Annotated in this window: 18 protein-coding genes; 11 read left to right on the top strand and 7 right to left on the bottom strand. The window is 65.5% G+C overall.

The features are described 5' to 3' along the window. Window positions 1–24 precede the first annotated feature (24 nt). From ACSQ9A_RS22840 to ACSQ9A_RS22825, 4 genes are read left to right on the top strand one after another with little or no spacing between them, the layout of a single operon-like run. Window positions 25–1035, top strand: a complete 1011-nt coding sequence (locus tag ACSQ9A_RS22840; protein ID WP_093109647.1) for an ABC transporter substrate-binding protein — start codon at window positions 25–27, stop codon at window positions 1033–1035. A gap of 43 nt (window positions 1036–1078) precedes the next feature. Then, entirely contained in the window at window positions 1079–3262 is a 2184-nt protein-coding gene (locus ACSQ9A_RS22835; protein WP_436306346.1) for an ABC transporter permease, read from the top strand. A 14-nt stretch (window positions 3263–3276) separates the two neighbouring features. After that, window positions 3277–4323: an ABC transporter ATP-binding protein gene (locus ACSQ9A_RS22830; protein WP_436305286.1), complete on the top strand. Its 1047-nt coding sequence runs from the start codon at window positions 3277–3279 to the stop codon at window positions 4321–4323. Then, window positions 4320–4982, top strand: a complete 663-nt coding sequence (locus ACSQ9A_RS22825) for an HAD family hydrolase (protein ID WP_436305285.1) — start codon at window positions 4320–4322, stop codon at window positions 4980–4982. Before ACSQ9A_RS22830 ends, ACSQ9A_RS22825 begins: the two co-directional genes overlap by 4 nt. Here ACSQ9A_RS22825 and ACSQ9A_RS22820 read toward each other — a convergent pair. Beyond that, window positions 4928–5602 carry a lipocalin family protein gene (locus tag ACSQ9A_RS22820; protein ID WP_436293526.1) on the bottom strand — a complete coding sequence of 225 codons (675 nt, stop codon included), beginning with the start codon at window positions 5600–5602 and terminating at the stop codon, window positions 4928–4930. The genes ACSQ9A_RS22825 and ACSQ9A_RS22820 overlap by 55 nt on opposite strands. 105 nt (window positions 5603–5707) lie before the next feature. Between ACSQ9A_RS22820 and tal the strand changes: the two genes are divergently transcribed. From tal to ACSQ9A_RS22805, 3 genes are all read left to right on the top strand, one after another. Further along, complete coding sequence (gene tal, locus ACSQ9A_RS22815; protein ID WP_436305284.1) at window positions 5708–6661, top strand: transaldolase; 954 nt, start codon at window positions 5708–5710, stop codon at window positions 6659–6661. Beyond that, window positions 6658–8208: a glucose-6-phosphate isomerase gene (gene pgi, locus ACSQ9A_RS22810; RefSeq protein ID WP_436305283.1), complete on the top strand. Its 1551-nt coding sequence runs from the start codon at window positions 6658–6660 to the stop codon at window positions 8206–8208. Before tal ends, pgi begins: the two co-directional genes overlap by 4 nt. Window positions 8209–8292: 84 nt before the next feature. Next, window positions 8293–8631 carry a DUF805 domain-containing protein gene (locus ACSQ9A_RS22805; protein ID WP_436305282.1) on the top strand — a complete coding sequence of 113 codons (339 nt, stop codon included), beginning with the start codon at window positions 8293–8295 and terminating at the stop codon, window positions 8629–8631. 79 nt (window positions 8632–8710) lie between these two features. Here ACSQ9A_RS22805 and groL read toward each other — a convergent pair whose 3' ends face one another. From groL to ACSQ9A_RS22790, 3 genes are all read right to left on the bottom strand, one after another. After that, window positions 8711–10363, bottom strand: coding sequence for a chaperonin GroEL (gene groL / locus ACSQ9A_RS22800; protein WP_093109639.1), 1653 nt, complete (start codon window positions 10361–10363; stop codon window positions 8711–8713). A gap of 32 nt (window positions 10364–10395) precedes the next feature. Further along, a complete protein-coding gene (gene groES / locus ACSQ9A_RS22795) occupies window positions 10396–10686 on the bottom strand; it encodes a co-chaperone GroES (RefSeq protein ID WP_093109638.1) in 291 nt (96 codons plus the stop codon). 361 nt (window positions 10687–11047) lie between these two features. Continuing rightward, the gene (locus ACSQ9A_RS22790) at window positions 11048–11527 is read right to left on the bottom strand and encodes a VOC family protein (protein ID WP_093109634.1); all 480 of its coding nucleotides are present in this window, start codon (window positions 11525–11527) and stop codon (window positions 11048–11050) included. A 456-nt stretch (window positions 11528–11983) separates the two neighbouring features. Between ACSQ9A_RS22790 and ACSQ9A_RS22785 the strand changes: the two genes are divergently transcribed. Continuing rightward, window positions 11984–12250 (top strand): hypothetical protein, encoded by a 267-nt coding sequence (locus ACSQ9A_RS22785; protein WP_139191735.1) that lies wholly within the window; start codon window positions 11984–11986, stop codon window positions 12248–12250. A 15-nt stretch (window positions 12251–12265) separates the two neighbouring features. Here the strand turns inward: ACSQ9A_RS22785 and ACSQ9A_RS22780 are convergent, their stop codons facing one another. Further along, complete coding sequence (locus ACSQ9A_RS22780) at window positions 12266–12487, bottom strand: hypothetical protein (RefSeq protein ID WP_139191734.1); 222 nt, start codon at window positions 12485–12487, stop codon at window positions 12266–12268. A 349-nt stretch (window positions 12488–12836) separates the two neighbouring features. Then, entirely contained in the window at window positions 12837–13094 is a 258-nt protein-coding gene (locus ACSQ9A_RS22775) for a hypothetical protein (protein ID WP_436293531.1), read from the bottom strand. Between the two features lie 34 nt (window positions 13095–13128). Between ACSQ9A_RS22775 and ACSQ9A_RS22770 the strand changes: the two genes are divergently transcribed. After that, window positions 13129–13344, top strand: coding sequence for a sensor histidine kinase (locus tag ACSQ9A_RS22770; RefSeq protein ID WP_436305281.1), 216 nt, complete (start codon window positions 13129–13131; stop codon window positions 13342–13344). An 18-nt stretch (window positions 13345–13362) separates the two neighbouring features. Here ACSQ9A_RS22770 and ACSQ9A_RS22765 read toward each other — a convergent pair whose 3' ends face one another. Then, entirely contained in the window at window positions 13363–14280 is a 918-nt protein-coding gene (locus ACSQ9A_RS22765; RefSeq protein WP_093109631.1) for a LysR substrate-binding domain-containing protein, read from the bottom strand. Window positions 14281–14435: 155 nt separating this feature from the next. Between ACSQ9A_RS22765 and ACSQ9A_RS22760 the strand changes: the two genes are divergently transcribed. Further along, a complete protein-coding gene (locus tag ACSQ9A_RS22760; protein WP_436296518.1) occupies window positions 14436–15569 on the top strand; it encodes a C45 family autoproteolytic acyltransferase/hydolase in 1134 nt (377 codons plus the stop codon). A gap of 44 nt (window positions 15570–15613) precedes the next feature. After that, on the top strand, window positions 15614–16510 hold the full coding sequence (locus tag ACSQ9A_RS22755) for a hydrolase (RefSeq protein WP_093109629.1): 897 nt from the start codon (window positions 15614–15616) through the stop codon (window positions 16508–16510). The last annotated feature ends 17 nt before the right edge of the window (window positions 16511–16527 follow it).

Genomic DNA, 16527 nt, shown 5'->3' with positions numbered 1-16527 from the left:
TTTTGTTTTTCGAGCGAGGTTCCCATGAAAAAGCTTTTCGCCGTCGCGGCATTGATGGGCCTGTCGGCCGCGGTGTCGGCACAGACCGTCAACGTCATCTGCTCGGTCCAGGCCGAGTGGTGCAACGTGATCTCGACGGTCTATGCGCGCACGACGGGCGTCAAGATCAACATGGCGCTCAAGGGTTCGGGTGAAGCGCTCGCGCAGCTCATCGCGGAAAAGGACAACCCCAAGACCGACATCTGGTTCGGCGGCACTGGTGATCCGCACCTGCAGGCGGCCGAACAAGGCCTTACGCTCGAATACAAATCGCCCACGCTGGCGCAGCTGCATCCCTGGGCACAGCAGCAGGCCAAGCAGTCCGGCTACAAGACCGTCGGGATCTATTCCGGGCCTCTGGGATTCGGCTACAACCCGGAACTCCTGGCCAAGAAGAAGCTGCCGGTGCCCAAGACCTGGGCCGATCTGCTCAAGCCTGAATACAAGGGCGACATCCAGGTGGCCAATCCGGCTTCCAGCGGCACCGCCTACACCATGATCGCGACGCTCGTGCAACTGATGGGCGAAGACAAGGCCTATGAATACCTCAAGGCGCTGCACAGGAACGTGGGTCAATACACGCGCTCGGGCACTGGTCCCATCAAGGCCGTGGCGCGCGGCGAAACGGCGGTCTCCATCAGCTTCGTGCATGACGGCCCCGGCGAGAAGATGCAGGGCTTTCCAGTGGAAACCATCACCCCGTCCGATGGCACCGGCGCCGAGATCGGCTCGATGAGCATCATCAAGGGCTCGCGAAACCTCGATGCAGCCAAGAAGTTCTACGAATGGGCGCTGACGCCTTCCGCGCAGGAGCTCGGCGCCGCGAACAAGCAGTTTCAGTTGCCGAGCAACATGAACGCGAAGCTCGACCCGCGGATTCCTGACTTCAAGAAGATCAAGTTCATCGACTACGACTATGCGAAGTACGGCGCGAGCGCCGAGCGCCGGCGCCTAATAGCGCGCTGGGAAAAGGACGTCAACTCGCTGCCGCGCTAGCGTGCAGTCCGCTTCCACGGCGGGGCGCCGGCCGAACGCGCCCATCTGGGCATGCATTGCGGTGGGGTTGGTCGGCTACCTTGCGTTGCCTTGGTACGCGATCCAGGACACCGCTTGGTACGAGGCTCTTGGGCAGATCTTCGGCCAAGCCGAGGGCGCGAACGGTGTGATGCATGCCTGGCTGCAGGGCCGCAGCTGGCTCCTTGTTGGCCTCTTCGGGCTCGGCGTGTGCGTCTTGGGCGGCTTGCTGCGTCCCGGCCGAGCCCAGGGCCGTTTGCTGATCGTGGGCGGGTTCACGGGTGCGGTCGGCTTGGTGGCGAGCGGCTTTTTGATCGGCGCGCGCGGCTGGAGCTTCGCCGCCCTCAACACCTACCTTGGTGAGCTGCCGATCAACCAGTTCGGTATCGGCGCGGGCGGCTTCATCGCCTTGGCGGCGCTGGCAATGCTTTTCGCCTTCGGGCTGGCGCGGCTGGGCTTCTTCAAGGGCGATCTGTTCGTCTCGGCGTCGGTAATCGGCTGCGGCGTGCTGATGGCGCTCTTCATCGCGTACCCCGTGAGCAAGGCGCTTGCAGGCGCTTTCTTCGACGAAGACGGCCGCTGGTCGCTGGCCGCATTCGGCGCTCGCATCGGCACCGAGCGCGTCTGGGGGTTGAACTGCCTCTCCGGCGGCGTGCGCTGCGGCGTGGCGTGGAACACGCTGGTCCTTGCGCTGCTCACGGCCGCCGGCACCACTTTTCTCGGGACCTTGATGGCGTTGATGGCCGAGCGCGGCGGCAAGCGCTGGCAGGGTCCGTTGCGCGTGCTGGCCCTGTTGCCCATCATCACGCCGCCCTTCGTCGTCGGGCTCGGCCTGATCCTGCTGTTCGGTCGTGCAGGTGTCGTGAATCAGGCGCTCGAGAGCAGCTTCGGCATCGAGCCGACGCGCTGGTTCTACGGCATGCCGGGCGTGCTCGTGGCCCAGCTGTTTGCCTTCACCCCGATCGCATTCATGATCATGCGGGGCGTGGTGCAGGGCGTGGCGCCGAGCCTGGAAGAGGCCGCGCAGATGCTGCGCGCCAACCGCCGGCGCACCTTCTTCACCGTCACGCTGCCTTTGCTCAAGCCGGGACTGGCCAACGCATTTCTCGTGGGTTTCATCGAGAGCATTGCGGATTTCGGCAACCCGGTGGTGGTGGGCGGGCAATTCTCGGTGCTGTCGACCGACATTTTCTTCGCGATCGTCGGCGCACAGTATGACCAGGGCCGCGCCGCCTCGCTGGCCTGGGTACTCACGATCTTCGCGCTCGGCGTGTTCGCGATCCAGCGCGGCGTGCTCGGCAAGCAGAACTACACCACCGTGAGCGGCAAGGGCGACGCCGGGATCGCCATGGCACTGCCCGATGGCGTGCGTCGCACGATCTATTGCATCGCGCTGCCGTGGATCGCTTTCACGGTGGTCGTCTACCTGTTCGCCTTCGCGGGCGGCTTCGTCCAGACCTGGGGGCGCGACTACACCTTCACACTCGTTCACTTCAAGACCGCGTTTGCGCTGGAGTGGGGGCAGTTCGGTCTCGTCTGGGCAGGTACGGCCTGGAACTCGTTGCTCACGACGCTCAAGCTCGCGGGCATCTCGGCGCCGTTGACGGCGGGCCTTGGACTGCTGATCGCGTGGCTGCTGGCACGCAACGAATTCCGGGGACAGGGTGCCTTCGAGTTCGCAGCCTTGCTCGCTTTCGCCATTCCGGGCACGGTGCTCGGCGTGAGCTACATTCTCGCCTTCAACGTGCCGCCGCTCGAGCTGACCGGCACCGGTCTCATCATCGTGCTGTGCTTCATGTTCAGGAACCTTCCCGTCGGCGTGCGTGCGGGCACGGCGGCTTTCAAGCAGCTCGATCGCTCGCTCGACGAGGCGTCGCTGATGCTGCGCGCGTCCACGTCGCAGACCCTCATCAAGGTCGTGCTGCCGCTGTTGAAGCCGGCGCTGGTTGCTGCGCTGATTTACAGCTTCGTCCGCGCGATGACGACCGTGAGCGCGGTCATCTTCCTCGTCACGGCCGAGAACGAACTCGCCACCACGTACATCATCGGCCGCGTCGGCAACGGCGATTACGGCATTGCCCTGGCCTACTGCACGGTGCTGATGATCCTGATGTCGCTCGCGATTGCGCTCGTGCAGTTCGTCGTCGGCGAGCGCAAACTGGGGCGGCGCAAGGCGGGCGTGCCGACCATCGCGGTCGCGGCGCCTTGAACACGGACCGACACATGAGCAACGGCATCGAACTCCACAACGTCACCAAGCGCTATGGCAGCGACGCGAACGCGCCGCTCGCCGTGAAGGGCATCAGCTTCGAAGTGCCCGAAGGCACCCTGACCACCATCCTCGGCCCCTCCGGCTGCGGCAAGACGACGACTCTGCGCATGATCGCCGGGCTGGAGTCGCCGAGTTTTGGCTCGATCATCATGGGCGGCCGCGATGTCACCACGCTCGGTCCGGCCGATCGGAATGTGAGCATGATGTTCCAGAGCTACGCGCTGTTCCCTCACATGAACGTGATCGAGAACGTGAGCTACGGCCTGAAGATGAGCGGCGTCAGGAAAAACGAGGCGATGGCGCGCGCACGTGACGCGCTCAAGGGAGTCGGCCTGGTCGGTTTCGACGAACGGCTGCCGAGCGAGCTTTCCGGCGGCCAGCAGCAGCGCGTGGCGCTCGCGCGTGCGCTGGTGCTGGAACCCGCGGTGCTGCTTTTCGACGAACCCTTGTCGAACCTCGACGCGCGGCTGCGGCGCGAGATGCGCGAGGAAATTCGCAGCCTGCAGCAGCGGCTCGGCTTGACGGTCGCTTATGTCACGCACGACCAGAGCGAGGCCCTCGCGGTCAGCGACCAGATCATCGTGATGGATCATGGCGTGATCGCGCAGCGCGGCACCCCCCAGCAGCTTTACGGCCATCCGGAAAGCGAGTTCGTGGCTGGTTTCATGGGCGAGGCCATGGTGTTTCCCGCCGTGGCACAGCCCGAAGGCCGCGTCGAGCTCGGGCCGCTGACGCTGCCATTGCGCTATGACATCGCGCCGGGCGTCGTGAAGGTCGCCGTCAGGCCCGAAGCGTGGCAGATCGGCGCTGCCGTCGGCCTGCCTGCGACCTTGCGCAAGGCTGCCTATCTGGGCAGCGTCTACGAATACGCCTTCGACACTGCGCTCGGTTCTGTGTTCGTGGTTTCCGCGGATCTGTCCCGTCCGCTGACCGCCGGCGCCCATACGACGCTGTCCCTCGCCATGCATGGCGTTTCCGTCGTACCGGCCGCCGCATGAACGTGGTCTTCGATCTGGGCGCTGTATTACTGACCTGGGAGCCGGTGCTGCTCGTCCAGTCCCAGTTCATGCGTCACGCGCCCACCGCCGAAGCCGCACATGCGCTCGCGCGCGAGATGTTCCACCACGAGGACTGGCTGGGTTTCGACCGCGGCACGCACAGCCTCGACGACGCCATCGGGCGGATGGCGCTGCGGCTGTCGCTGCCGGTCGGCCGGCTCAACGAGGCGCTGGCGCCCATGGGCGAGCGCCTGGAGCCGATTGCCGTCACCATCGATCTGCTCGACGGGCTGCGTGCGCGCCGCGATGCGGGGGAGGAGCTGCGGCTCTACTACCTCTCCAACATGCCGGTGCCCTATGCGCGCGTGCTCGAAGAGCGCCACGCCTTTTTCCGTTGGTTTGACGGCGGCATCTTTTCGGGCGACGTGCGCATGATCAAGCCGCAGCGCGAGATCTACGAGCTGCTGACCGCGCGCTACCGCCTGGCGGCTGCGGACACCGTCTTCATCGACGACTCGCTGGCCAATGTGGTGGCGGCGCGCGAACTCGGGTGGCAGGCCATCCATTGCGAGCGGCCCAGCGCCTTGCCGGCGCAGCTCGCGGCCTACCTGCCGGTCAACTCGACCTTGTCGACGTCGAAGCCCAGCGAGCGCGCGTAGTCGAGCTCGGCATCGAGCGCGGCGTCGTCCAGCCGCGGCGCACGCGACAGCACCCAGAGGTACTTGCGGTCCGGCGTACCGACCAGCGCCACCTGGTAGTCGCGGTCGAGCTTCAGGATCCAGTAGTCGCCCCAGACTGCGGGCAGCCAGCCGAGCCATTCAGGCGCGAAGCGCACTTCGAGGCGGCCTGCGCCCGGCTGGCCGGCAACCGGTGCCACGCGCGCCACGCCGACCGCTTCGTCGAAGCTGCCGTCGTCCAGGATGCAGCGGTTGCGAACCTCCATCTGGCCATCACCCAGCAGCGTGTACTCGGCCGTGGCCGGGCCCGCGCACTGCTTCTGGAAGCGGTTGGGCAGGCGGGCCTGTTCGTGCCACAGGCCGGCGTAGCGCTGCAGGTCGACTGGCGCCACCACCTGGAGCGGCGCGCGCATCAGCGGCGCGCCATCGGCGGGGCCGCCCACGCGTTCGGTGCGGGTCGCCCGGGCGGTCGCGAGCGCGAGCAGGGTCAGCACACCGCCCACGCAAAAAGCCGTGGCCAGCGTGCCGATCGACGCGCTGTGCGCGCGGTCATCGAACGCAGCGGCTGATGGCGACGCATGGTGGTGTCTGCGAAAAGGCATGGGAATTCCTCCGGAGGCGATCAGCGAAGGCTAGTCGCGGCCCTCGCCAGGCCCCGTCAGCCGAGGACCACACGGACTGTAGTTTTGCGGCGGGATAATGGCCGCATGAACCAACTCGATGCCCTCCGTCAATGGACCACCGTGGTGGCCGACACCGGCGATTTCCGCCAGCTGGCGCAGTTCAAGCCCCAGGACGCCACCACCAACCCCTCGCTGATCCTCAAGGCCGTGCAGAAGGCCGAGTACCGGCCGCTGCTCGACGAAGCGGTGAAGAAGCACGGCAGCCTGCCCGTCGACGAGGTGATCGACCGGATGCTAGTGCGCTTCGGCACCGAGATCCTCTCCCTCATCCCGGGCCGCGTCTCGACCGAGGTCGATGCGCGCCTGAGCTTCGACACGGCCGCCACCATCGAGCGCGCTGAGCGCATCGTGGCGCTCTACCGGGCCGAGGACGTCGAGGTCGAGAAGCGCGTTCTGATCAAGATCGCCGCCACCTGGGAAGGCATCGAAGCCGCGCGCCGGCTCGAAGCGAAGGGCATCCACACCAACCTGACCTTGCTGTTCTCGTTCGCCCAGGCGGTGGCCTGCGGCGCGGCGGGCGTCAAGCTGATCTCGCCCTTCGTCGGGCGCATCTACGACTGGCACAAGAAAGCGGCCGGCGGCAGCTGGGACGAAGCGGCGCGTTCGGGCGCCAACGATCCGGGCGTGCAATCGGTGCGCCAGATCTTCGACTACTACAAGAAGCACGGCATCGCGACCGAGGTGATGGGCGCGAGCTTCCGCAACGTGGGGCAGATCGCCGCACTCGCAGGCTGCGACCTCCTGACCATCAGCCCCGAGTTGCTGGCCGAGCTCGCGGCCAGCGAAGCGCCGCTCGCGCATGCGCTCGACGCCGAGGCCGCGAAGGCGCTCGACATTCCCCAGCTCAGGCTCGACGAGCCGGCGTTCCGCTTCGCCCTCAACGAGGACGCCATGGCCACCGAGAAGCTGGCCGAAGGCATTCGCGCCTTCGCGGCCGATGCGGTGAAGCTGGAGAAACTGATGGAGGAGGTCGCATGACGATGAAGACACGTTGCGATCGCACGGCGGCCTGGGGCCGGCTGCAGGCGCATTACGACGCTGGCGGCCGCGACTTCGACCTGCGGCAGGCTTTTGCCGCCGATCCGCAGCGTTTCGGCGCGTTCAGCCAATCGGCGCCCCATCTCTTCGCCGACCTGTCGAAGAACCTGATCGACGCGAAGACCGAGGAACTGCTGCTGGCACTTGCGCAGGAGGCTGGACTGGAAGCGCACCGCGACGCGATGTTCGCCGGCGCGCACATCAATGCGACCGAAGACCGCGCCGTACTCCACACCCTGCTGAGAAGTCCCGCCTCCGCACCGGCGCCCGAGCAGCTCGCCGGCGCGCTGGCCGATGTCCATGCCACGCTGGCCGCGATGCTGGCCTACGCCGAAGCGGTCCGCGCCGACCACACGATCACCGACGTGGTCAACATCGGCATCGGCGGCTCCGATCTCGGCCCGCAGATGGCGGTGCGCGCCCTCGACCAGTTCGTGGCGCCGGGCAAGCGCTTCCATTTCGTCTCCAACGTGGACGGCCACGAACTCGCGCGCGTGCTGCGCGACCTGGCGCCCGAGCACACGCTGTTCCTCGTCGCCTCGAAGACCTTCACCACGGCCGAGACCATGGCCAACGCGCAGTCGGCCAAGCGCTGGTTCGAGCAGTCGGGCAGCGTCGACATCGCGCGTCATTTCGCGGCGCTCACCACCAACGTCGAGGCCGCGCGCGCCTTCGGCATCGAGACGACTTTCGGCTTCTGGGACTGGGTCGGCGGGCGCTATTCGCTGTGGTCGGCCATCGGGCTGCCGATCGCGCTGGCGATCGGCGCCGACGGCTTCCGCCGCCTGCTGGCCGGGGCCCACGCGATGGACGAGCATTTCCGCACCGCCCCGCTGGCGCAGAACCTGCCGGTGCGTCTCGGCCTGCTCGATGTCTGGTACCGCAACTTCCACCGCTTCGCAAGCCGCAGCATCGCCCCCTACCACAGCGCGCTGCAGCGGCTGCCGGCCTACCTGCAGCAGCTCGAGATGGAAAGCAACGGCAAGCGTGTCGATGCCGGCGGCCAGGCGTTGCCCTTCGGCACCTCGCCCGTGCTGTGGGGCGAGCCCGGCACCAACGGGCAGCACGCCTATTTCCAGATGCTGCACCAGGGCACGGACGTGATCCCGCTGGAATTCATCGCCGTGCGCGATGCGGCGCACGAGCTCGAGGGCCATCATCCCAAGCTGCTGGCCAATGCACTGGCGCAGGCGCAGGCGCTCATGGTGGGGCAGCGCGACGAGGGCGGGCATCGCAATTTCCCGGGCAATCGGCCGAGCAGCTTCTTCGTCTTCGACCAGCTCGCGCCCGAGGCACTCGGCGCCTTCCTCGCACTCTACGAGCACCGGGTGTTCACCAGCGGCGCGCTTTGGGGCATCAACAGCTTCGACCAATGGGGCGTCGAGCTCGGCAAGGTGCTGGCGCGGGACATCGAACCCCGCCTGGCCTCGGGCGACACGCAGGGTCTGGACGCTTCCACGGCCGGCTTGCTCGCCCGCCTGCGCTAGCGAAGAAGGTCACCAAAGCCGGCGAACCGCCCTTTATGATGGCCGCGGGAGTTTTCCCGGGGAACTATCGAGAGGAGTTGTTCGATGAATTTTCAACAAGCCATTCAGACCTGCTTCAGCAAGTACGTCGACTTTTCGGGTCGCGGATCACGCTCCGAGTACTGGTGGTTCGTGCTCGCCTACGTCATCGTGGCCGTCGTGGCAGGCTTCATTCACGAGATCGTCTATTTCGTCGTCATCCTGGCCTTCCTGCTGCCGCTGCTGTCGGCCGGCGCGCGCCGCCTGCACGACATTGGCAAGAGTGGCTGGTGGCTGCTGATCGGCCTGATTCCGCTGGTGGGCCTGGTGCTGCTGTACTTCATGGTCCAGCCCAGCCAGCCCGAGGGCAACGAGTACGGCGCGCCGCCGCTCGCCGCTGCCTGAGTCCAGCCTCGCAAGCGTAAAAAAAACCCCGCGGCTTGCGCTGCGGGGTTTTTCTATTTGGCCGGAGGCCGGGCAGACATTACATGCCCATGCCGCCCATTCCACCCATGCCGCCCATGTCGGGCATGCCGCCGCCGGCGCCGGACTCGTCCTTCGGTGCGTCGGCGACCATCGCTTCGGTCGTCAGCAGCAGGGAAGCGACCGAGGCTGCGTTCTGCAGCGCGGTGCGGGTCACCTTGGTCGGGTCCAGGATGCCCAGCTCGAGCATGTCGCCGTAGGTGTCGTTCTGGGCATTGAAGCCGTAGTTGCCCTTGCCGGCCAACACGGCGTTCACCACCACGCTGGCTTCGCCGCCGGCGTTGTTGACGATCTCGCGCAGCGGCGCTTCGATGGCGCGCAGCACCAGCTTGATGCCGGCGTCCTGGTCGGCGTTGTCGCCCTTGAGCTTGTCGCCCACGGCTTGCTTGGCGCGCAGCAGCGCCACGCCGCCGCCGGCCACCACGCCTTCTTCCACAGCAGCGCGGGTGGCGTGCAGGGCGTCTTCGACGCGAGCCTTCTTTTCCTTCATTTCGACTTCGGTGGCAGCGCCGACCTTGATCACGGCCACGCCGCCGGCCAGCTTGGCCACGCGCTCTTGCAGCTTCTCGCGGTCGTAGTCGCTGGTGGCTTCCTCGATCTGCACGCGCACTTGCTTCACGCGGGCTTCGATGTCGGCGGGAGCGCCGGCGCCGTCGATGATGATGGTGTTTTCCTTGCCCACTTCGATGCGCTTGGCTTGGCCCAGGTCGGCCAGCGTCACCTTCTCGAGCGTCAGGCCCACTTCTTCAGCGATGACCTTGCCGCCCGTCAGGATGGCGATGTCTTCCAGCATGGCCTTGCGGCGGTCGCCGAAGCCCGGTGCCTTGACGGCCACGACCTTCAGGATGCCGCGGATGGTGTTGACCACCAGCGTCGCCAGGGCTTCGCCCTCGACTTCTTCGGCAATGATCAAGAGCGGACGGCCGGCCTTGGCGACTTGCTCCAGCGTGGGCAGCAGGTCGCGGATGTTGCTGATCTTCTTGTCGAACAGCAGCACGAAGGGGTTTTCCAGCAACGCCGATTGCTTCTCGGGGTTGTTGATGAAGTAGGGCGACAGGTAGCCGCGGTCGAACTGCATGCCTTCAACGACGTCGAGTTCGCTGTCGAGCGACTTGCCGTCTTCGACGGTGATAACGCCTTCCTTGCCGACCTTGTCCATCGCGTCGGCGATGAGCTTGCCGATGGTGTCGTCGCTGTTGGCCGAGATCGAGCCGACTTGCGCGATTTCCTTCGAGGTGGTGGTGGCCTTGGAAGCCTTCTTCAGCTCTTCGACCAGGGCAGTGACCGCCTTGTCGATGCCGCGCTTCAGGTCCATCGGGTTGATGCCGGCGGCCACGTACTTGAAGCCTTCGCGAACGATGGCCTGGGCCAGCACGGTCGCGGTGGTGGTGCCGTCGCCGGCGTTGTCCGAAGTCTTGGAAGCCACTTCCTTCACGAGCTGGGCGCCCATGTTCTGGAGCTTGTCCTTGAGTTCGATTTCCTTGGCCACGGACACGCCGTCCTTGGTCACGGTCGGGGCGCCGAAGGAGCGCTCGAGCACCACGTTGCGGCCCTTGGGGCCCAGGGTCACTTTGACTGCGTTGGCCAGGATGTTGACACCCTCGACCATGCGTGCGCGGGCTTCACCGCCGAAGACTACGTCTTTTGCTGCCATGAGATTTCTCCGAATTCAGATAGAGGGGTTGATTACTTCTCGACGACCGCGAACAGGTCGTCTTCCTTCATGACCAGCAGCTCGTCGCCATCGACCTTGACGGTCTGGCCGCTGTACTTGCCGAACAGGACGCGGTCGCCGACCTTGACGCTCATCGCGCCGAGTTCGCCCTTGTCGTTCTTCTTGCCAGGGCCGACGGCCAGCACTTCGCCCTGGTCGGGCTTCTCGGCGGCGTTGTCGGGGATCACGATGCCCGAGGCGGTCTTGGTTTCGCTTTCAATGCGCTTGACGATCACGCGATCGTGCAAAGGACGAAGTTTCATTGCATCTCCTGGATAAGAAACGGGGTTTGGTTCGGGCGCTGGCATGGTTGCCGGCTGCCCAGCCACTGGAAGCGGGGGGTTGTTAGCACTCCTCTTCAGCGAGTGCTAATCATAAGGGCATTTGGCGGGGTTTCAAGGCCCGGCGGTCCAAGGAGAGTCGAGAACGAAGCCATGCTCAGGTGACGCTCGCGCGAACTGCACACACGCTGGCGGCACACCTTTCGAGGGCCAACCTAGGCCAACACTGAGAGGGAAGGAGGGCGCACCGCCCCTTGATGCGGCGGAGTTCTAGCCGTAAAAAATCGTGGCGTTCCGCGTGCGTGCTGTCGCGGCGACGGGGGCTGGGCCGGCATCGGGAGCGTCAGCCGCGCCGAGCCGCTTCGATCGCAGCGATGTCGATCTTTCTCATCCCCATCATGGCTTCGAACGTGCGCTTGGCCGCCGCTCGATCAGGATCGGCGATCGCGGCCGTCAGGGCGCGTGGCGTGATCTGCCACGACAGTCCCCACTTGTCCTTGCACCAGCCGCATGCGCTTTCCTGGCCGCCGTTTCCGACAATCGCGTTCCACAAGCGGTCCGTTTCGGCCTGGTTGTCGGTCGCAACCTGGAACGAGAAAGCCTCGTTGTGCTTGAACGCCGGGCCCCCGTTCAGTCCGAGACAAGGGATGCCCATCACCGTGAACTCGACCGTCAAGACATCGCCCTGCTTGCCCGCGGGATAGTCGCCAGGCGCGCGATGGACAGCTCCCACCGCGCTGTCCGGGAACGTCTCGGCGTAGAACTTCGCGGCGTCCAACGCGGTGCCGTCGTACCAGAGACAAATCGTGTTCTTGCTGACCATCTTGGTTCTCCTAGATTGGGACAGGTACGTGCATTCAAGCCGCCGAAGAAGTGATTCGTCGGCAAGCACGTAGCCGCCAAATTCTGCCCCTATGGCTCCGGGCCGGAGCGAAAAATTCAATGTTCGGAGGCGTGAAGACCACAGGATCGAATGTCTAGCGGCGCATGAGCTGAACGATCAACGGCGCAGTTCCCCGGTGCGCCCTTTCGGATCAATGACTTAAGCCGTCTTGGTGCTCAATCTCCAGTGGCGTTCCACAGTCGGCGGTTTTCAACTTTAGCCTGAATTTTTTGCAGCTTAGTTTGAACTCGCCGCGCCCCCAGTGGGGGAGGAGGCGCCCGGCCGGGGGGCCGTCTTCTGCTGCGGGATCAGCCGTCAAACCCATGACATTGCCCCCGTTGCGTCCGAGCAGGAGTGGCGCATACTGGGCTGCAGAAGTCTCACCATTGACCACCGATGAACATTTCCCCGGCGCGCGACCACGCCGATCCGCCTGCTGCTCCGCCAGACTGGACGATCGAGTTTGGATCTGAGCCCGTAGGCGAAGGCAATTATTTTTTTGCCGATGTAAAGCGGGCCGGGAAAGTGATGTTCCGAATCGGAGTTGGCGGCGTATCCGAAGAGGCAAAAGCAAGGAAGCTGCTTGCGGCCAAGGCGCGCGCCTGGATCGACGAGTTCCTGATCCGAGAACAGCAATCTGGCGCTTCGTCCCAAGGCAACTGAGCTGGTCAGCGCTGCTCAGTCCTCGTCGTCGAGTAGGTCCAGTTTTGGATCGTCCATGCGGGATTGAAGTGCCACGCACCCGGCTTCCCAGGCGCTCTTGTATGTTGGGAAGCTGAGATCTGAGCGTGCCAAGGGCTCAAAGCCAGGCACGTCATCGAAGGATTCGAACAGCACCCATTCGAACGCTCCAGACCGGAGTGCTTCAACCATCGATACAAGAAAGCGGAAGCGGCTCATGCAAGCAATGCTGGGCGTGTGCATTGCCCTTGCCGTAAGCCGGCGCCTTCGTTTGATGGAAGGAAAGCTCGCCGCGCTTCCTAAGTCGTTCGATCCTGAGTGTGCAGTGCCACCAAGTCCCTGACCCCGATCGAAGATGCCCTCAGCGCCCTTAGCGGACCTAGGCGAAGTGATCTGCCTCCCGAAGGCAAGGCCGGGCCGCTCAAGGCTCCATGGTCGTGCACGGCTCGCGGGGACTGCGTATTTCAGGGCATCGTGGACGGCGTTTCAGGCTGATCGTGGACGCGATTTCAGCGTGATCGTGGACGATTTGGGGAGCGCGCAAGTGATCTTTTGACCGGGCCTAGGCTCACCGCTTTTTGTGGTTCAAGCCGATGCAGCGGGGGCGGACGACTTCATGGTCAAACCCATGCGGGTAGGCGAGCTGGCCGCTCGCGTGCGCGCGCTGCTGCGGCGCGCCTACCTGGACACGCAGCCCGAAGAGCAGGTCTGGGGACGCTACCGCTTCGTGCTTGCGACCCGGCAACTGGAGATCGACGGCAGGCCTGTTGCGCTGACGCAGAAGGAGTTCGATCTCGCCTTGTTCGCCGGCGGGCTCGTCGATCACCTGCGCGGTCGAATCGCTTCCGCGTGCATGGGCCGTGCTGGTGAAGGACGAAGGACCCGGCATCGCCGAAGAACTCCGGACGCAGGTGTTCGAGCCCTTCGTTCGAGGCAGCGCCACAGCAAACATCGACGGGGCCGGGCTCGGGTTGGCCTTTGTCAAGACCGTGGCCCAGCGGCACGGCGGCAAGGCGCTGCTCGACAGCGCACTGGGGCGCGGCAGTGCCTTTCGGCTCGTGTTGCCCCGCGCTTGAAAGTTCTTGACGGTGCTTTCACGATGAGACGCTGGCGATGGATCGGCCGCCGGGCTTCGCCCGGCGGAGGTGCGCCAATAGCTCCTCGCGAACCACGCCCGTGATGTGGCTGCGCCGGCCGCTCTCCAGCATGCCCAGGCGACGGGCAATCGGCCGGCCGGGCAGCTGCAGCACGCGCAGTCCGGGGTCGCTTTCCCAATCGAAGTTATTGAGCAGCGGCGCCATGGTGAAGCCCACGTTCTTTCGCACCAGTTCGACGATCGAGAGCAGCGAATTGAGCTCCAGGAACTCCCTGGGAACCAACTGCAGCCGGCGCAGGATCCGGTCGATGCGTGCACCCGTCGGCGTGCGCCGGTCGAAGCGGATGAAGGGATGGTTTGCGAACAAGCCCGCAATGGGGGTGTCGAGCGCGGCGATGCTCGAATTCGCGATCACAGTGAGCGTCTCTTCGTAGCAGGGCGTCCACAGCAAGCCGGGCTTGTCCGGCCATGGGCGCTCAACGACCACCGCGGCATCGAGTTCTCCACTCATCACGTCCTCCGCCAGTCGCGACTGCTCCCGGACTCTGAGCTCGACCTCGAGGTTGGGATGGAGCGATTTGAGCGTTGCCAGCGTGCTCGAGAGCAATCCCATGGCCGAGATCAGCGAGCCGAGCTTGATGGTTCCGGCGATCTGCCGCTGGTCCTGCAGGTCCTGCCGCATCGCCTCGTAGTGCGCGAGCAGTGCCTCGGCCCGTGGCAGCAGCAGATGGCCCGCAGGGCTCAGCGTCATGGTGCGGCCGGTCTTGTCGAAGAGCGTTTTCTTCAGCTCCGCCTCCAGCGCGCGCATCTGCTGGCCGACGGCCGCCTGCGTCAACGCGACCTGATCGGCTGCCGCGGCAAAGGAACCGCCTCGCGCTGCGGCCACGAAGGTGCGAAGAAAGCGGATGGTGCTCATGGCCGAGGCACGGATGAAGACAGCTTCAAGATAAACAATTTCTTTATTGATGCTAAATGATTTTTAAATTTATCTTTTTCTGTTCTTGCAAAACAATCCACCCCCATCGCTACCCGCTCGCGGCGACAAGCGAATGACAAAGTGGCTCAAGCAACATGACAACCCCCCGATACTTTCCCCTTGTCGATGTTTCCGGCACGCCGCATGCGCGTGGCGTGCAGCATGGCCGCGCCGTGCCTGAGCGCGTGGCGCGCAGCATCGCGCTCTACAAGTCGCAGCTCGGCAAACGCGGCGTCGACGAGGCCACGCTGCGGCGCCTCGCGCAATCGATGGCCCAGGTCATCGAGGCCTATGACGCCACCTATCTCGAGGAACTGCGCGGCATCGCCGAAGGCGCGGGTGCGACGCTGGAGGACGTCATCACGATCAACTGCCGCACCGAGATGATGTTCGGCCATGCCGACCTCCAGCAGTCGCTCGAAGCACCGGCCAAGGCCCCGTCGTCGGAAGACGGCGACTGCACCGGCCTGCTCGTGCTGCCCGGCCGCTCAGCCACCGGCCGCCTCATGCATGCCCATAACTGGGACTGGCGCGAAGAATGCGTGGACACCGGCATCGTGTTGCGCATCCGCCGAGAAGAGGGTCCCGACATCCTGAGCTTCACCGAGGCCGGCGCGCTTGCGCGCCATGGCTTCAATGCCAATGGCGTCTCGCTGACCGGCAACTCCCTCTCCAGCGACGAAGACTTCCGCAAGGGCGCCGGCGTGCCGCTGGTGCTGCTGCGCCGTCGCGTGCTCGAAGCCGCCAACCTGGCGCAGGCCATGCGGGCGATCTGGGACTCGCGGCGCTATTGCGCCAACAACATGATCCTGGCGCAGGCCGGTGCCGGCGACGGCGCAGGCATGAGCCTCGAAACCTCGCCGGGCGAGATCTTCTGGGTCATGCCCGAGGACGACCTGCTGGTGCATACCAACCACTGGCTCTGCCCGGCCGCGCGCGTCAAGCTGCGCGACCCGTACATGGGCGAGCGGGTCGACAGCCTCTACCGCCAGCACCGGGTCGAGAACGCGCTGCGCCGCGTCTCGGGCCCGATCGGCTGGGACCATGTGAAGGCGATCCTCGCCGATGAATTCGGCAAGCCCGACGGCGTGCTGCGCTCGCCCAAACCCGCGAGCTTCGCCAGCATCTCCGCCACCGTGGCGACCACCCTGATCGACGCCGGCAACAAGACGATGTGGATCGCGCGCAAGCCCTACGAGGCACGCAACTTCCAGGAATACACGTTGTAGCCCGCCGCCGGCGCATACCCTTTCATACGCACCTACACACCGCCATGCTCGAAACCCCCGAGGCTTCTTTCGTTCAGGCCGAACAGCGCGCACGCGCCATCTACGACCTGGGTCCCAGCACCATCTACGCCTCGCGCAGCGATCCGCGCTTCTCGTACTGCACCTACGTGCCGCACCACATCGGCAGCGCCGGCACGCGGCCCATGCAACTGATCGTCGTGATGCACGGCACCGGCCGCGCCTTCGTCAACTACCGGGAGGCCTTCAGCGGCTTCGCCAAGTGGAACGACTGCATCGTGCTGTGCCCGCTGTTTCCGGTCGGCGTGCGCGGCGACGGCAACCGCGACGGCTTCAAGCAGCTGATCGAGGCCGACATCCGCTACGACCGGATCCTGCTCGACATGGTGGCCGAGGTGGGCGAGAAGTTCGATTGCGACTTCAACCGCTTCGCGCTCTTCGGCTACTCGGGCGGCGGGCAGTTCGCCAACCGCTTCGCGCTGCTGCACCCGGAGCGCCTGTGGGCCGTGTCCATCGGCGCACCCGGTTCGGTGACGCAGATCGATCCGCAGCAGGGCTGGTGGGTCGGCACGCAGGATTTCGACACCCGCTTCGGCAAGCCGCTCGACCTCGAGGCGCTGCGCCGCGTGCCGGTCCACATGGTGGCCGGCAAGGCCGACATCGAGACCTGGGAGATCACCCACAGGCCCGGCGGAAAGCACTTCATGCCGGGCGCCAACGACGCGGGCCCCACGCGACCCGAGCGGCTGCAAACCCTGCGCCGCTCCTTCGAAGCGGCCGGCGTGCAGGTCGTCTTCGACCTGCTGGACAACGTGCCGCACAACGGCCTGGCCTGCGTCGGGCGGGTGCAGGACTTCCTCGCCCGCGTGCTGCGCGAGCTTCGCGCCACGCCGTCCCCGTCGCCATCGTCGATCCCGGGCTGAGAACGCGCAAGGAGACA

The organism is Variovorax sp. LjRoot290, from assembly GCF_964253985.1.
In the GTDB taxonomy this organism is placed as follows: Bacteria; Pseudomonadota; Gammaproteobacteria; order Burkholderiales; family Burkholderiaceae_C; genus Variovorax.
The sequence above is the reverse complement of the archived record's forward strand: the minus strand, read 5'-3'. Positions and strand labels throughout refer to the sequence as shown.

What these genes read in the sequence shown, in the direction of transcription:
- ACSQ9A_RS22840 (WP_093109647.1), top strand. Translation starts at nt 25, where the DNA reads ATGAAAAAGCTTTTCGCCGTCGCGGCATTGATGGGCCTGTCGGCCGCG.
- ACSQ9A_RS22830 (WP_436305286.1), top strand. Translation starts at nt 3,277, where the DNA reads ATGAGCAACGGCATCGAACTCCACAACGTCACCAAGCGCTATGGCAGC.
- ACSQ9A_RS22825 (WP_436305285.1), top strand. Translation starts at nt 4,320, where the DNA reads ATGAACGTGGTCTTCGATCTGGGCGCTGTATTACTGACCTGGGAGCCG.
- ACSQ9A_RS22820 (WP_436293526.1), bottom strand. Translation starts at nt 5,602, where the DNA reads ATGCCTTTTCGCAGACACCACCATGCGTCGCCATCAGCCGCTGCGTTC.
- tal (WP_436305284.1), top strand. Translation starts at nt 5,708, where the DNA reads ATGAACCAACTCGATGCCCTCCGTCAATGGACCACCGTGGTGGCCGAC.
- pgi (WP_436305283.1), top strand. Translation starts at nt 6,658, where the DNA reads ATGACGATGAAGACACGTTGCGATCGCACGGCGGCCTGGGGCCGGCTG.
- ACSQ9A_RS22805 (WP_436305282.1), top strand. Translation starts at nt 8,293, where the DNA reads ATGAATTTTCAACAAGCCATTCAGACCTGCTTCAGCAAGTACGTCGAC.
- groL (WP_093109639.1), bottom strand. Translation starts at nt 10,363, where the DNA reads ATGGCAGCAAAAGACGTAGTCTTCGGCGGTGAAGCCCGCGCACGCATG.
- groES (WP_093109638.1), bottom strand. Translation starts at nt 10,686, where the DNA reads ATGAAACTTCGTCCTTTGCACGATCGCGTGATCGTCAAGCGCATTGAA.
- ACSQ9A_RS22790 (WP_093109634.1), bottom strand. Translation starts at nt 11,527, where the DNA reads ATGGTCAGCAAGAACACGATTTGTCTCTGGTACGACGGCACCGCGTTG.
- ACSQ9A_RS22785 (WP_139191735.1), top strand. Translation starts at nt 11,984, where the DNA reads ATGAACATTTCCCCGGCGCGCGACCACGCCGATCCGCCTGCTGCTCCG.
- ACSQ9A_RS22780 (WP_139191734.1), bottom strand. Translation starts at nt 12,487, where the DNA reads ATGAGCCGCTTCCGCTTTCTTGTATCGATGGTTGAAGCACTCCGGTCT.
- ACSQ9A_RS22765 (WP_093109631.1), bottom strand. Translation starts at nt 14,280, where the DNA reads ATGAGCACCATCCGCTTTCTTCGCACCTTCGTGGCCGCAGCGCGAGGC.
- ACSQ9A_RS22760 (WP_436296518.1), top strand. Translation starts at nt 14,436, where the DNA reads ATGACAACCCCCCGATACTTTCCCCTTGTCGATGTTTCCGGCACGCCG.
- ACSQ9A_RS22755 (WP_093109629.1), top strand. Translation starts at nt 15,614, where the DNA reads ATGCTCGAAACCCCCGAGGCTTCTTTCGTTCAGGCCGAACAGCGCGCA.